This is a genomic window from Salinicoccus sp. Marseille-QA3875, from assembly GCF_054950095.1.
Genome location: NZ_CM143103.1, coordinates 1,966,751 through 1,983,869, shown reverse-complemented (window position 1 = coordinate 1,983,869; position 17,119 = coordinate 1,966,751). Strand labels below are relative to the sequence as shown.

Below are 17,119 nucleotides of genomic sequence, written 5' to 3'. Positions count from 1 at the left end.
AGAACTTCCTTATAATATATTAAAATTCATTAAAACTAATTGCTAAATTTAAGAAATTTAAATAATCATCCTTAGGCAAGGGTAAATGACCTCTATAATCGTCTCTATAATTAATCACATGGAGTGATTTACAAGAGATATTGTTTTCTCTTAATTCTTTAATGAAAGGATTTAATTGTTTTTTTACATCTGGTTTAAATACAGTATTTTGTATATAAACAATCTTAGGCATATATTGAAATTTCAATATTGAATCTAAAACTGAAAATCGATAACCATCTGTCAGACTTATATTATCAACATCAACCTGGCCATATCCTTTTAAAATCAAATTTTTCAGTTTAGTCTTATTATGTCTTCTCAAATCTGTCTGTGGATTTCCAACAATAGCAGTGGATTCTATATGCCGCGTTGCTAACATGAGTGACATGAAACCACCGGCACTTGACCCCCAGTAAAAAATATCCTTTGATTTAATTCCTAGTATTTGTTGAAATGATTTAATTATTTCAGAGTATTTTTCAATATAATGTTCTTCTCGTGTACCAATACCCCACCCTGCTTTATATTCTGTATTATGGATAGTTTTATCATCAATAAAAATACAGCTTCCCTCAATATCATCACTCCAAGAAGAGCGATGAAAAACAGGTGGCTCTTTTATATCACGATTAATTGCACCATTACTATGGACAAATAGTTTTTCGCAATTTTCTTTCAAAAAAAATTTGAAATAAAATTCATTGTTATTAGTTTTAATTTTTAGAATCTCACCATAATTTAGGTTAGACAATATATTATAATTTAAATTTTGTAATTTTATTTCCATTATTTTAAACCACCTTTAATAGAGTTCATTGATTAAACGAATGATATAAGCTATTCAAAATATTCATTTAAACAGGTGCAACTGTCTAGTTTCTTATATAATTTTTAAAGTGATATCCTAAATAAATGATTAGAATACTTTTATACAAAATAAAATATCATTATTACTATTGAAATTTCATTTAAGTCAAATAATTATAATCTCCAATATGCTAATCCAGATTTTTCTAAATCATTAACATCAAAAATTCCTTTTATATCTATCAATACTCTTTCATTTAGTGGTAGTTTATCATTATAATACTTGTCTAGGTCATTAATACTCAATGATGTAAATTCATTATGTGCAACTGAAAATACTAAACAATCAGCATCGTCGATATCTTTCATGTCAATGATATCAATATCATAGAATGTTTTCGCTTCTTTTTTATCTGCTTGGTCATCAACAAACTTTACATTTATATCATATTCATTTAATGATTCTACAATATCAAAAACTTTTGAATTTCGAGTGTCAGGACAATTCTCCTTGAAAGTAACACCAAACATTACAACATTTGTTTTTCGAACAATTTTATCAGTTGCAATTAACTTTTTAATAATTGCCTGAGCAATAAAACTTCCCATTGAATCATTAATTTTTCTTCCTGCCTGTATAATCTGGCTGTGATAACCTAGCTTTTCTGCTTGATAGAGGAAATAATAAGGATCCACTCCAATACAGTGACCTCCTACTAATCCTGGTGTGAACGGCAGTGAATTCCATTTAGTTTTCATTGCAGTAACTACATCATTAGTGTCTATCTCCATCATATCAAATACTTTAGCTAGTTCATTCATAAAAGCTATATTTATATCTCTTTGACTGTTTTCTACTACTTTAGCTGCTTCTGCTACTTTGATCGAGTTTGCTTTATGTGTTCCAGCTTTAATAACTATCTCATAGACATCTGATATTACCTCAAGTGATTCATCATCCACTGAAGATACAATCTTAACAATTTGATCTAAAGTATTTACTTTATCGCCCGGGTTTATCCTTTCCGGTGAGTATCCCACTTTAAATTCTTTTCCACATTTTAACCCTGATTCCTCTTCTAAAATTGGTATACAAATATCTTCGGTAACTCCAGGATAAACTGTTGATTCGAAAACTACATAAGCACCTTTTTTTAAGTTTTTACCTAAAGCTCTAGTTGCACTTTCAACAGGAGATAAATCAGGTGTTTTATCTGTATTAATTGGTGTGGGCACAGATACAATATGAAAATCAACTTCTTGCAGCTTCTCTACGTCAGATGTGAAATTTAAAGTAGTGTTTTGAATTATCTCATTACCCACTTCTTTAGTTGGATCATTACCATTTTTGTATACTTCAATTTTATGTTCATTATTATCATAACCAATTACTTCTACATACTTTGCAAACTCAATAGCAATAGGTAAACCTACATATCCTAAACCAATTACAGATAGTTTTGCTTCTTTATTAAGCAATTTTTCTTTCATATAATAATCTCCTAGCTACTAGATATATTAATACTTTTTCATATATTCAAGTGTTATTTTTTAAACTAAACCAAAATAAACTATTTTACACTTACATATGGGACAGGATTTCCATACCCTACAATATCAGCGCTTTTTAACATAGCCAGATTATTTACTTGCCATGTATGATCATCTGTATTAGCTGATCTAAATACACACATTTCATAGGGATTCCCTATATATATTGTACCTTCATTTTCGACGACTCGTCTTAAGAAATTTGTATCTACTGCTCGAGGTATATCAGCAAATAACAGTTCTTTTATAATATCTGATTTAGCCATTATTGTTGCACCCATTATGAAATTGCTATATTTTGAGTGCTCACCTTTTTTCCTTAAGCCTATTAAATCATCTGCTTCAAAATAATAATAGGATTCTGATTTTCCAACGACATCTGCTTGACTATATTCTAAAGCCAACCATTGATCAATCATATAATTCTCTAGATAATAATCATCATCATCTATTTTAGCAACCACTTGATGTGTACATAACTCGATACATTTGTTTAAACAAGCACCAAGATTTTCGAATCTTTCTGCATGTAAAATATTTACATCGAATTTACAAGATTTTTTTAAACTATCTTTTTCCGTTTCTGATAATTCAAATCCATGTGTAACCAGATTGATTTCAAGTGAGACATATCTTTGATAGTTCATTTGCTCAAGATAAAATTCTAAATTTTCTCGTCTATTGGTTGATGTTATTACACTTATTTTAGGGATGTTTCTTTCTAATTTCTCTCCTTTTAAAAATTCTTTCAGATTAGCTTTCATAACTATAGAATGGTTTATAAGTATATGTCTTTGTCTGGCTAAAGTTTTTTTAAATGAATACTCTGGATTTCTCAATAAAACTGTCATCATATTGTTGTTAAGTTTAAAATCTGTAGAATCACTTTCAAATAGTGAATTATACTCAAATTTATGGTCATAAATTACATAGGTGGAATTGAGGTAAGCGATATATTCAATATATCTTAAAGTAACTATATCTACTGCATTATTCTTGTTTATATATAATATTTTTGTGGTTTTTAGAGTTTTTATCAGCTCTTCAAGATAAACTCTATTCAACTTTAATACGGAGTTTATTTTCACATTTGGTATGAAATCCAGATTATAATTTTTATTGTCTAAAGTGGTAGTAGATTTGCCGATATAGAAATGTGTTATATCTATATTTTTTACTGTGTTAATAGGATTATATGTTTTTGTGTTCAAAGTAAGTGGCATTTTTAATAGCAACCCTAAATATTTATATCCAATCCCCTCCGGCTCAATCTCAAGAACAAATGCTTTTTTAAAAGTTTGTGCTACATCTAAAGACGTGTTTTTAATAACACATATATTTTTATTATTATTCTTCAAATAATTTACGATATGCCCTCTATTTTTTCTATACCATACGTGGTCTGTTTCAAATAAATCATTATCTATAAATACGGTATCTACATCATTTAATTCTATGTCTTCTCTATAATTTTCATATGACAATGGAATTATCTCATATGTTTCTGACAAAAATTGTTCAGAAAAAAGCGTTGTAATAACACCTACTTTTCCATTAGTTTGAAAATCGTTCCAATTTTTTTGACTCTGAATTATATCTTCCATATATACACATCCCTTTATTCTAATTTATAAGCAATGTATTGCCCTCTCCACCGAGTAAATTTTAATTAATTAATTGAAAGAGAATCTGTTGGGTCACCGTAAAATAATATTTCAGATGACCTAAGCAAATGAGTGTCTGGTACAGTCCAGGTATGTGCTGTTTTATCATCTGCTCTGAAGATACAAAATTCATATGGGTGACCGCAATAGATTTTTCCATTTTTCGACAATACTCTTCTTAGTAAATCAGAATCTACCGCTTTTGGTATTTCACTAAACATATATTTTTTAATTAGTTCTGTTTCACAAAAGATAGTTGCTCCTGCAACATATTCTGAATATCGGTTTTTATGAGATTTAAACCGCTGTATTGTCAGATCTTCACTCTCAAGATAAACAAACTGTGAATATATACCTACAATATCAGCATTACTATAATTTTGAGATATCCAGGAATCAAGTAAGTAGTTAGGATAATAAAAATCATCATCATCTATCTTAGCAAAATATTCTTTTGTAGCATAATCTATGCATTTGTTTAAACATACTCCAAAAATCACACTTGAGTCTTCATTTATTATTTTAATTTCAAAATTGGCCTTCTCAACTATATTTTGTTGTTCCTCAACACTCAACTCAAACCCATGTGTCAAAAGTATAACCTGGATATCGACATGTCTTTGCTTATTTATTCTTTCAATATATTCATTGATTGTCCATTTTCTCTTCGTTGAAGTAATAACACTAACTTCTATTTTTTTCTTGTCAAGATTACCATTTAATATTTCATCGAGTGATGGTAACTGCATTAATGTGTTATTTAAAAACGCTTGTCTATTAGATTTAATAATCTTTTTATCAGTATACAATCCTTCATTTATGAAAGTTTGGAGATAATTTGCATTGGATTCTATATCTGGAGATACAAAAGCGTAATTCATTTGATAAGTGAAATGCGGGTCTAATATTAATATCGTATTCTGTAATACTGCCGATAATTCTATGTACTTTAAAAGTTTTTTGTCAAAATCATCCGAATAATATATGTATAACACTTTTGATAGTTTTATTTTCCTGATAAGTTCTTTTAACGTACTTCTAGTTATTTTAGGAGAAATAATTTCATCATATTTTGGTTTTTCTCTTTTTAAAAATTGGTTCAAAATTTTATCTTCAGCAGGCTCTCCTAAACTAAAAAACAATATATCGTGCTTCTTTCTGTGGGTCTCGATTGGATTAAACATATATTCATTCAGCATGAGAGGCATTGAAATTATATTCCCTTCAATTTCACATTCTTTATGTTTAGAACTGAAATTTAACTGAAAATAATCATTGTAATTTTCAAGTTGATCAGAATTTACAGCTATTACATTAACATTGAACTTTTCAATATAATCAGCCATCTCTTTAAAGCTATAGCCGTACCAGTCATGATCTTCTTCGTATATATTGCACTCGATGAAAACGACTTCAATCATATTTTCTTCTAATAAATCTAGAACATCATTTATTAGCATTTTTTTTGTTTTAAAATCTCTTTTTAATAATTGTTCTGTAAAAAAGTTTGCAATAACTCCTACTGTTTGGTCTTTATTTAATAATGGTTTCTTATTGACTCTATAAGATTCATGCATCTCTAATCACTCCTAGTATGTTGCTAATAACAAAGTAGTCTCATCAATCTGTTGAAACAGTTTTATTAGGGTGTCCATAGTATAATATTCTGGCATCTTTTAAAAACCTACTATCATTTACTTGAAAAGTATGGCCGGTCTTATCGGCTGCTCTATAAACACACATATCGTACGGGTGGATACTATAAATTCTCTTACCATCTTCACGCAGTCTTATAATAAGGTCAGAATCCACATGTCGGTATAAATCGCCAAATTTATATTCTTTCAAAGTAGCTGTTCTACATAATAATGTGTTTCCTTTTATTTCTTTAACATCTTTGAATTGAAAGTCCATTCTTCTTTCACCAACCACATTATCTTCTTCAAGATAAAAAAAGAAGGCATTTTTTCCTGCTAAAGTAGCGCCACTGTATTTAATTCCTAAATATATGTCAATAATGAAATTTGAAAAATAATAATCGTCATCATCCATTTTAAGAACATAATCATATTTCACATGATTAATACATTCATTTAAGCAATTACCAAAAGATACATCTTCGCTTTCTGATAAGATTAAAAGTTCAAAATCAGCTTGATTATATAAGATAAGTTTAGATTTTTCATCTAAAATATAACCATGTGTTAGTAGGATTACTTGCATATTCACGTTTTGTTGAATATTCAGATCATTTACTAAATTAGTTAGATTTTCACTTCTTTTAGTAGTGACAATAACACTAATATCTATCTTATTTTTTTTCACTTGAAGTTTCTCTTTTGAACCACTTAATGTAGTTATAATATTCTCATTCAATATGAATGTATATTTCAAGAATGCTTCTCGCGTTTTTTTAATTATATGTTTATCCCAAAATAATCTATTATTTAACAATGCTCTTATATAATCTACTGTTTGTTGTGCATCATTAAATAGGATAGAATACTGTGAATTATTATTTTTTCTCTCTGAGAAAACCACAGTATTTTGAAGTATAGATGCAATTTCTAAAAATTTATATAAGGTATTGTTTAACCCATGAGATTCATATATATAAAATATTTTTGATTCCTTTATAGTTAGTAATAGTCGTTTAATTAATTCACGCGATATTCTTGTTGCCGTAGATTCTTTTATAACAGGTTGGAACTTTTCATGGAATTCAACAAGCTCATCATAATGTTTTAAGTTACCCGCTTTAAAATATAGAATATCAGTATCAAATTTGTTATCTTGAGGATTAAATAGAGTTTCATTTAAACATAAAGGTATTGTTAATTTATTATTTTTATAACTTGCCTGATGAGCTTGATAATCAATTATAAATTCAGGGAATTTTTGAATCTCATACGGTAAAATATCATCAATCATAGAAACGATAATTATATTTACACCTTTGTTATTAAAGTGATTAATGATACTAACGATTTCCTTTTCAAACCAAGGGTGATCAACTTCATAAATATCGTATTCTATAAACAGTGTCCTAATTTTGTATTTTTGTAAAGTTCGTTCATAATTTTCATTAGGTATAGTAATTGTATTAAAATCAGACGATAACATTTGCTCTGTAACATAATTTGTTATCACCCCAACATTTTCATCATGAGTTAGATTTGGGTAATTTTTGTAATAATTTTGTATATCCAGTTCAAACACCTCAATTTTTCTATAAACTATTCTATCTTTAATTCTAATAATTATAAAAGCTTTAGATTACCTCTAAATATTTATCTGGTGACCCGTAAGACACAATTTTTGAAGATCCTATCAATTTAATTTCTTCGATCTTCCAAGTATGATTATCTTTATTCTTTGATCTAAACAGACACATTTCATATGGATGAGTCGCATATATTAACTTATTAACTGATGTGATTCTTTTAAAAAAATCAGAGTCTTCACCACTGGATAAGTCATTAAACTGATACGATTTTAAAAAGTCTGTTTCACAAAATATTGAACCACCAATAACCTGCTTCACAAATTTATACTGTTTTGTTGCTGATCTTAGCATGAGTGTTTCATTATTTTCCAAATATACAAAGTGTGCGCCTTTTCCTATTACATCTGCTTGACTATACTTCTTAGCTATCCATTGATCAATTAAATAATTTGGATAATAATAGTCATCATCATCCATCTTTGTAACAAAGTTTTTGGAAGCGAAATTTAAACACTTATTTAGACATAACCCTAATGATTGAGATTTATCTCCTTCAATTATATTAATTTTAAACTTAGCAACATTTCTAATTCTTTCTTTTTCTTTATTAGTTAAAATATAATTATGAGTTAATATAGTGGCTTCAATATTAACAAGTTTTTGTCTATTCAATTGCTCTACATAATAAGATAATCTACTTTTTCTGATTGAAGAAGTTATTATACTAATCTCTATATTATCATTGTGCACTTCACCACTCAAAACTCTATTCAATGTCTTTTTATTTATTAAGGTATTCTCAATCATCTTTTTTCGATTTTGACTAATACAGTTTTTATGCATAAAAACATCACTATTTAACAATGCTTTTATATAATTTTTTTTGTCTTGATTATTATATTCTGTGAGAGTTTGATATTGTTCTTCTAAAATAAATATACCATTTGTTAAAATAACAATCGCTTCTAAATATAATATAAAATTGCAATCTAGATTTTCATTATAATCAAGAACTACAATCTTGCTCTTTCGAATTTTAAATAGTAACTCCTGCAACTTCTCTCTGGTAATTTTATTAATTGACATTTCATTCAATGTTGCTTTATTTATCTTAAAATCATTGTTCAAACTCATTGATTTATCAAATTTTACTAGTAATATATCTATTGCTTTTTGGGTATTAATTGGATTGTATAGAAACTCATTAATGAGAACTGGTGTTATTAGTTGATTATGTGAATATGATATCTTATCATTATTCCCTATTTCCCAGACAAATAAGCCTTTGAATAATTGTTTGATTTGCTCTCTTGTATTCTTAATCACTATAACTTTTATCGATGTTTTTTCTAAATAATATAGAAGTGTTTTTATTTCTTTTTCAAACCATAGATGATCAGATTCATAAATTGAATTATCTATAAATACTATATCCTGAATTATTCATAGAAAATCATTAACAGGCAATTAATGCCGGTTTCACTGGCTTTTCAAGGGAATGGCCATTTACTTGAAAAGTGAAAAAAGAACCCAATTCTGATAAGGTTAAAGCACTACCAAATAACCATCAGAAAGGGTTCTTATAATGGCTACTTTACCGCAAATCTCACTGGATTTCAATCGCAAGATCAAACTTTCAAACGACGGCGGTGCACTGTCATCGGATACGGGCAGTTTCCTCTTCCGGGAATTCGATGAAACAATCGGATTCTCAAAGACGATTAACCAACATCTGCACTTGAAAGACGACCGGCTGTACCACATCCATTCCAATGCAAATCTGTTGCGTCAGAAGCTGTATCAAATAATCGCCGGCTATGCAGAAGATGATAGTGCCGACCATCTGACGACAGATCCAGTGTTTACACAAATCCTCGGGTCCGATGCATTGGCGTCTCAGCCCAGTCTATCACGGTTCTGGTCCCGTTTTGATGACACAAGCATTGAGCAGCTGGACCGTGCCAATCAGACACTGTTGGATAAAGTCCATGCGCACCGCCAGTCGGAAGCGCTCATCATCGACTTGGATTCCACCCATGCGGATACATATGGCGCCCAGGAGGATGCGGCCTACAACACGCATTACAACACGGTCGGTTTTCATCCTATCATTGCGTTTGATGGGATGACGGGGGATTTTCTCAAAGTCAAACTGCGGTCGGGCAATGTGTATACCTCCAATGGGGTCGTCGATTTTGTACAGCCGCTCATTGCTCACTACAATGAAAAGTTTCCGGCAACGACACCATTCCTCCGCGGGGATAGCGGTTTCGCCGTGCCGGCGTTGTATGAGTTATGTGAAACGGAGTCGGTCGCTTACATCATCCGCCTGAAATCCAATGCCATTCTTCAGCGAATCGCGGATGAAATGTCTCCGGCCACAGCGTCTGACATTACAGAGACGGAATATCATTTCGAAGCCACGGAGTATCAAGCGAAATCTTGGTCCAAACCGAGAACAGTGATTGTTCAGTCGGTCCGCCCGGCGAATGAACTGTTTTTCACGCATTCATTTTTCATCACAAATCTTGGTGATGCCTTTTCGCCAGAGAATATCGTCAAGGTTTACAACAAGCGCGGTACGATGGAGAACTACATCAAAGAAGCCAAGAATGGCTTCCGGATGGACAAGATGGACAGCCATACCTTCCGGATCAATGCAGCGAAAATGATGCTCAGTCTGTTGGCCTACAATCTGACGAACTGGCTGCGCACCCTCTGCTTTCCAGACGGCCAACAGACCATGCAGATTGAGACCATCCGGATACGCATCATCAAGGTGGCCAGTAAACTCGTGAAATCCGCCCGGTCTCTTCAATTTAAATTGTCCAGCAGTTTTGTATACAAGGATTTTTTCGACCAGGTACTCCGGCGGATTCAGAGACTGAAACTGGAGTGAATGCGGCAGGCATCCATTTTTTAAACACTGATGTTAGACCAAGGGTGTAGTCTGTCCAAAAACAGATCCGTTTTAGAAATTCGTTCTGAAATGTTGTTCAAAACAAGAAAATCACTTTGATTTTGCCAAGCAAATAGAAAAATATTAGGAATCATATAATTTTGAAGCAATTGACGGTTCAACTGGGAAGTATGAATAATTCAGGTATATCTATATTGTTCTCTGAAATGTATTCAAAATAGTTTTCAAACGGAATTCTTTTGATAATAAAATCCCTTTTTAATAACTGTTCACTGAAATAGTTTACAATTGTACCAGCATACTTGTCTGATTTTATACTCATTATAGTCACCACATTCCAATTTAATAACTAATTTAAATGTATCGATTATAGTTCTTACTATTGTATATCTGAAAAAGGGCTATCTGATATAACATTTATTGGACTCGTCTTTTTAGTCCCAATCTCTTTAAGTTCTAATATTTCTATTCTTGAAGCATCCTGCCATGATTCGCCTACTATATTTTTCAACGAAACAACTTTAATGGTTATCACATCTTCAAAAATGAGATTAAAGATGGTGATATTCGTTTTTAAATTCCATTTTGAAATATCTTCTTCTAATAAAACTTTATTATTTTTTAAAATTTGATATTTTAAATATCCTGGTGCTTTTTTATTATAATATTTACTTAATAGATTGATTTTTAAAATACCCATAGTTTTATTGAATTTATAAGACACGGTCGAGTATGTGTTTCTAGTCAGATCTCTGTATGGTATATATATTATGTTATCCGTATTTTCTGTCCTAATAATTCCTTTCTCATTACACACATCAAAGCTATTAAATATATTGTTGTCATCGTTATTTTCTATTTTATTTTGTTCATAAAGATTCAACTTAGTATTTTTTCCATAAAAATTTAAAACAGGATAGTGTCTATTAATTAATTCATTAAATACATAACCCTCTCGTCTCTGAACTCTATTATATGCTAATGAAATATCAATCATAGCTCTCATATTAAAAGGCATAATAGTTTCAAAACATACATCGTTTTCATTTAAAATTTCAGAATGCCATCTCCCCATTCTATTTTCCCAATAGTATAAATCTAATTTATGATAATTATACAAATCATCATTGTAATTAAAAAGTTCAACACTATTATTGAATAGTTCATTAAGAGATTCTTGAGAAATTTCATCTTGGTATTTAGACATATTGTGATTGAATGTTTTTTCGACTTCACTTACTGTATTATTTCTGTCGCGCGCCAGAAAGTATCCTTGTCCTATCTCAAGAGGCGTCCCTCTCATATGCATTACTTTTGATTCAGGAAAAGAGCTCAAATAAAAATTAATTAAAAATCGACCATGTTGTTTAACAGTATTCTTGCTGATAATATTCTTCTCTTCTTTACTCAATGTAAATTTCTTTTGATCAAAGTAAAAAAATTCATGGTTTAGCTTCAGGTCTTGTTGCATTTGTTTTACAATATATTGATCATTCGATAAAACTGATGTGTATTGGTTTTTGTAATTTTCACCTTCAGTCGTTGAATATGTGAAAAACTTTAGATCATCGAGATGATTTTTAACCATAGCTAGAGATACTCTACTGTCTGCTCCACCTGACAATGAAAAAATTATATTTTTAAAATTATTACAATAATAATCTACTTGATTTTCCCAAAGAGATGAAATTATATTCAATCGTTCATCATGATTCAATTCAGTATATTTATTTTCCCGTCTCGGGAAAAATCTTTCTCTTGATTTTGTTAATAATTCAATTTTATAATTTGGATTGATACTCTTTATATCTGAAAACGGTGTGCTATCCCAATGGTACTTTAACAGCTCTGCTTTCTCAGCTATATGATCTTTAGTATGCGGTAATAAATCATTGATTAAATTGACATGGGAGGATGCTATATTTTCTTTTAATGAATAATACGTAGTTCTTGCTGCGGTAGCATCTGGATAAAATTCCACTTTCTCTTTGTTTCCAATAATAATAGTGTATCTTCCACCGATATAATCTAATAAGTTCAAAAACCTATCATAATCAAATTTATAATATTCTAATAAAATACCAGGTAATTCTTCATTTTTTTCATTATAATCAGAGTCTAAATATATATAATGGCCGTGTATTATAATAAAGTAATCATCTTCTGATGTCAGATTATATTGAGAGTTCTCATCATAATGGTAATAATACCTATTAAGAACTTCTTTAACCTTATAATATTCTGGTATATTATCAAATTGTTTTTCACTCAAAATAAATCCATTTGGATATAAACGTATTTTATTAATAATAATCACACCTTTATTTCTATAATTTATAGTTTAACATTTATTTTATCGTGATTTATAAGTTTTTATAGAATCTTTCAGTTTGTATGAATACCATTCAATTTACAGTCTTCACTTACATAAAAAGTGCATCTATAAATCAAGATACAGATTAATAGATGCACCTAAATGAATTAAATAATTTAGACAACACTTACTTTTTATAATAATTTTATCCAAATGTTAGAGTTTATCACTTTATAAACTTTAATATAGTTTCACTAAAATCTTTAGAGTAGTCACTGTAAAGATCTACAATTTTTAAAATTAACTCATAAGATTTCTTTTTATCATATACTGGTACTGACTTATATTTCTCCATATACCAATTGATAATATATGGATTAAATTTTACATTCATATATTCCTCTATAAGATTCTCTTCGATCAAAAATTTTATTCTTTCTTGTTCTACTTTATAAAACTTTTCAAAAAATTTATGTGTGACTGTGTTTGTAATAGACCCCTCTACAAAAGCATAGTATGAATGAATCATATGATCGACGACTTTTACTTTCTTACAATTTAACAATAGCTGTTGGAAGTAAAGTGTATCCTGTCCTGCAGCTTGCTCAACCATGTTGATGTTATTTTCTATTATAATATTCTTTTTTACAATCAACCCTTGAATACTTTGAACTGTAAGATTTGTTTTTATCAATGCTTCTTTCGGATTAGTAATTACATCACTGTTTAAAGCCCTGGTTATTTTAGTTGAATATCTGATTGAGTTCCTTTTTTCATTATCTTCACGAATGATATTACCGACTACCATATCAAGTTCCGGGTCCGAATGTATTTCGTTCAAAAGAACTGAGTAACCATCGTCTACCGCTTCATTATCCGGGTCCAGATAAGTTATTAAATCTGTCGTAGCTAGTTGTACTCCTTCATTTCTTGGCCTGGAGGCACTGCCGGAGCCAGTTTCAAACCTTTTGTAAACTATATCATGTGTTGCTCTTATATCTTCAACGATTCTTAAAGTTTCATTGTCTGTACTTCCGTCATCCACAAATATAATTTCCAATTCATTAAAACACTTTAGTCTTTTGAGAGAGCTGAAACATTTATATTTCAAATACTTACCATTATTATGTATTGGTACTATAACACTCAACTTTTTATCCTTTGTAACAGATGGAATCAGGTTCCTATTATATTGTATTTCAAGCTCTTGAGATGCTTCTGTGAGCTTTAAGAAAGATTCTTTATAAGTCACCTGATCCATCCCTAAAAAGAGTATAGGAAACGCTAAGGTGTCCTCTAAATCATACCTGGAATCATTCAGCTCTCCATGAAGATCTGAACCTAATTTATTTTCATTGTTTAAATAGAGATTGCTTTCGTATTTTGGTAGCACTTTTTCTAGATTATAAGAATGAATGAATTTTTCATTTAATCTTGTTTTATAAATATTTTCTAAAAAATTTAGTGTCGTATGTTTGAAGAGGACTGTATTTCTATTTTCATTGATAATATCAAATGCCTCATCTTCAGCAGCCGGTTCTATCCAGTCTAAATTATCTGTAAGATTTAATATCACAGAGGGCAGCATATTATTAATTTTAAAATTATAATTTGAAAATACAACTTTAGAATTTGCAGCATAATATATCAATTTATAAATTTGACTCGTATCATAAGCTTTATTTGAAAATAAATAAACATATGAATGTTCTTCTAACAGCTCGGAAGGTATAAAATTCGTTTCAATAATATTTACATGTTCAAAATCCATATCAGGAAAATAGGAATCTTTCTCAATTAAAATAGTCACATGATTAAACTTTGGAAGCATATTTAAAATTGAATTAATATTCTTATTATAAAAACTTGTCACACCGTCATACAAAGTCAAATCAATTATGATATTACTATTAATGTCATTAGAATATAAATTAAAATCTTTTAAATAAAGAAGATCATCAATGATATGCTTATCTTCTTTACTTAAAAGATGTTTTAATTTTTTATAGTCATTTTCAGTTAAATAGATAGGCAATTCATGTTTAATAATCTGCTCCTGAAAAAGTGTATACCACTTAAAATTAGAAACAAAGTGTATAATCTCAATTTCTTTAATTATAGCTTGTGACAATATATTTTCATAGGTATTTTTATATGACATTAAATCTTCTTCTGTCATTTCATCAAATTTTGGCTCACTTAAAATAACTATATCAACATCATTGTTTAGTTCATGAGCTGAAATATTACTATCTATTAAAAATATTTCATCATTAACTATTGAACCTTCCAATGTATAAATTTTCGTCTTGGCAATATCCATACCTTTAGAAAAAATAGACTTCTTATTGAATGTTTGATTAGTATTATAATTCAGGTCTAATAATTCACTCAGTTTCATTTAAATCACCCAAATACCTTTTTATAAATAAAGATTGCAAGTCATTACTAATACTTAAATTATCTCTCACAGTTTTTTTAATTTTCACTTCATTAGCCAACTTGTTTTTAAGCAATTTATTTTCAGCCTTTAGAAATATTATTAAATCTAACAACTCTTCATTTTCAAAGTAAATCTCATTTTCTTTTGATGAATCAGTTTCTACTTCTCCATAGACCCAATAATTCATACCTTTTATCTTAATTTTAACTTCATTAAGATTTTTATAATACGCAAGTACTTTTACAGTAATCGGTTCATCTAATTTTTCAGCTGCTTCTTCAAAGTAGTTATTTGTATATAGAGTTGTATTAGATTCTAATTTTATCTTCATGTTCTTATCGGCAGATCTAAGTTGATAAAAGTCATTAATTAATACAGGTAGAAATTTTTGTCTATTACCCATAATATTTACTATAATTCCTTGTGTGTCTTTGTAAACAAAATAGTATCTGGCTTCAACCATTTTATTTATAAATTGATTTTCTAAATTACTATATTTGAAATAACTGTTGGGAATATTGTAAAGGCGAGTGAATTTGCCTAATTTTTTTGGTATCCTATATAGACGAATTGAATTATCTAATAAAACCCAACCAAGTACTATACCATCATTCTTTACTTTGTAATAAATTCGGTTTTTATAATTTCTTTTCCCGATAACTTCAATAATTTTACCGTTCAGTTGATTAACTAAACCTATTACTTTTTGAGTATCAAGATTTTCATAAATAAGCTTAGTCCCTTTTTCATTGCACAAAAATAATTTATTTTGTGAATACTTGATATCTTTTTCTTGTATATTTAAATTAGTCAGATCCAATTTATTTAACACCTACATTTATTCGGCTAATTTTTTTTATAGTAAAATTACCAAACCCTTTTATTTTGAAAGTGAGACGTAATTTTACATCATCTTTTTTCAGCCTTATTAGTTGGTTTCTCATTACCACTTTTGTCATTCCGTTTTTCCCCATATTATTATAATGTATGATATATGGGATGACTTCTACATGCTTGCTGGTTTCAATCCCCAAATCCAAATAAAATGCAGTAATACTCTTTGTATCAACAAAAGTTTTCTCCGGCATTTCTGAAAACTTATTGTTTAGAGTTAGATAAGATAAATACAAAGTTTTAACTTTGTTTTGTTGGACAGATACCTTCAATCCTTTTTTTGATGACTCACTCTTTAATGGAGGTGAAAGGTAATAAAAAAGTGCATCATCTAGTGGATAGCTATATTTTTTCTCATTGTTGGATATTTTAGAATAAAAATTATGCGGTTTAATTTCTTTCTCAAATACTTTTTCATATTCATATTTGTATTTGATTATATCCATTTTAACTCCTCCGCAACTCTTCTTTAATTATCTTGCAGTAGTATGTGTGATAGTTTTCAACCTGAAGTTGATATTGAAATAATATTGAATCTAATACTACTTCATTAATATCCTTAAAATTTTTCTCTCTTATTACTTCTTTAAAATCAGTCGCATGTTTATCAATCCATAAGCTGTTGTTACCGTGTTTAAATCTGATTTTACTTTCTGATGGCATAATGTACATGCTTTTATATAGTTTTTCTGAAGCTTTGAATAGTTTATAAGGTTGGGTCATTCCACTATTTTTATGTACCGTTGTATCTTTTATTATTTTAAAATCTGATTTGCAGGCGTGCATTCTATTAATATGATCAGATTGTATAAAACCAATTATCTCGTCCACTAGAATCAATGCTTCATATAGCTTATTATTAAAAACTACGTACTGATTCGAATACACCACTTTATTTCTATTTTCTTCAAAGTAATCATAATCAATATCAAAGTGATTATTCAGTTCATTTTTTAAAGTAGTGTCACTGTCAATTTTAACTTGCTCCCTGATTTTAGGAATAAGTAACACACTATCTACCGGAGTAATAATCCCATTTTCATCATTCGGAAGCTCTACTTTAAAACTTATACTTTCCTCAGATTGATTTATTTCATGAACTTTCAACATTTGATATTGAACATCTGATGACCGAGATAATATTAATGTTTTGTTATAGTTTTGATATATATTTATATTATTGCTCTCTATGATTAGTAAATAAAAATATGGTTTGTGATTATTAAAACTATCTATTGCAAAATTACTTAATATCATC

General features: G+C 29.2%; 12 protein-coding genes. 1 reads left to right on the top strand and 11 read right to left on the bottom strand.

Annotated elements, in window-relative coordinates:
- Positions 1–19 precede the first annotated feature (19 nt).
- The 6 genes from ACY8DT_RS10170 to ACY8DT_RS10145 form a co-directional block, all read right to left on the bottom strand.
- Entirely contained in the window at positions 20–829 is an 810-nt protein-coding gene (locus ACY8DT_RS10170) for a hypothetical protein (protein WP_462420195.1), read from the bottom strand.
- A 194-nt stretch (positions 830–1,023) separates the two neighbouring features.
- A complete protein-coding gene (locus ACY8DT_RS10165) occupies positions 1,024–2,340 on the bottom strand; it encodes a nucleotide sugar dehydrogenase (RefSeq protein ID WP_462420194.1) in 1,317 nt (438 codons plus the stop codon).
- An 80-nt stretch (positions 2,341–2,420) separates the two neighbouring features.
- The gene (locus ACY8DT_RS10160) at positions 2,421–4,004 is read right to left on the bottom strand and encodes a glycosyltransferase family protein (protein ID WP_462420193.1); all 1,584 of its coding nucleotides are present in this window, start codon (positions 4,002–4,004) and stop codon (positions 2,421–2,423) included.
- 65 nt (positions 4,005–4,069) lie between these two features.
- Complete coding sequence (locus tag ACY8DT_RS10155; RefSeq protein ID WP_462420192.1) at positions 4,070–5,641, bottom strand: glycosyltransferase; 1,572 nt, start codon at positions 5,639–5,641, stop codon at positions 4,070–4,072.
- A gap of 43 nt (positions 5,642–5,684) precedes the next feature.
- A complete protein-coding gene (locus tag ACY8DT_RS10150) occupies positions 5,685–7,283 on the bottom strand; it encodes a glycosyltransferase family protein (protein WP_462420191.1) in 1,599 nt (532 codons plus the stop codon).
- A gap of 52 nt (positions 7,284–7,335) precedes the next feature.
- Positions 7,336–8,616, bottom strand: a complete 1,281-nt coding sequence (locus tag ACY8DT_RS10145) for a hypothetical protein (protein WP_462420190.1) — start codon at positions 8,614–8,616, stop codon at positions 7,336–7,338.
- A gap of 259 nt (positions 8,617–8,875) precedes the next feature.
- Between ACY8DT_RS10145 and ACY8DT_RS10140 the strand changes: the two genes are divergently transcribed.
- Positions 8,876–10,189, top strand: a complete 1,314-nt coding sequence (locus ACY8DT_RS10140; protein ID WP_462420189.1) for an IS1380 family transposase — start codon at positions 8,876–8,878, stop codon at positions 10,187–10,189.
- A 400-nt stretch (positions 10,190–10,589) separates the two neighbouring features.
- On the opposite strand, the gene ACY8DT_RS10135 is transcribed toward ACY8DT_RS10140, so the two are convergent.
- From ACY8DT_RS10135 to ACY8DT_RS10115, 5 genes are all read right to left on the bottom strand, one after another.
- Complete coding sequence (locus tag ACY8DT_RS10135) at positions 10,590–12,482, bottom strand: hypothetical protein (protein ID WP_462420188.1); 1,893 nt, start codon at positions 12,480–12,482, stop codon at positions 10,590–10,592.
- A 268-nt stretch (positions 12,483–12,750) separates the two neighbouring features.
- A complete protein-coding gene (locus tag ACY8DT_RS10130; RefSeq protein ID WP_462420187.1) occupies positions 12,751–14,925 on the bottom strand; it encodes a glycosyltransferase family 2 protein in 2,175 nt (724 codons plus the stop codon).
- Positions 14,912–15,787, bottom strand: coding sequence for a GW dipeptide domain-containing protein (locus ACY8DT_RS10125; RefSeq protein WP_462420186.1), 876 nt, complete (start codon positions 15,785–15,787; stop codon positions 14,912–14,914). Before ACY8DT_RS10125 ends, ACY8DT_RS10130 begins: the two co-directional genes overlap by 14 nt.
- 1 nt (position 15,788) lies before the next feature.
- Positions 15,789–16,307 carry a hypothetical protein gene (locus tag ACY8DT_RS10120; RefSeq protein ID WP_462420185.1) on the bottom strand — a complete coding sequence of 173 codons (519 nt, stop codon included), beginning with the start codon at positions 16,305–16,307 and terminating at the stop codon, positions 15,789–15,791.
- 1 nt (position 16,308) lies between these two features.
- On the bottom strand, positions 16,309–17,118 hold the full coding sequence (locus ACY8DT_RS10115) for a hypothetical protein (protein ID WP_462420184.1): 810 nt from the start codon (positions 17,116–17,118) through the stop codon (positions 16,309–16,311).
- Position 17,119 lies beyond the last annotated feature (1 nt).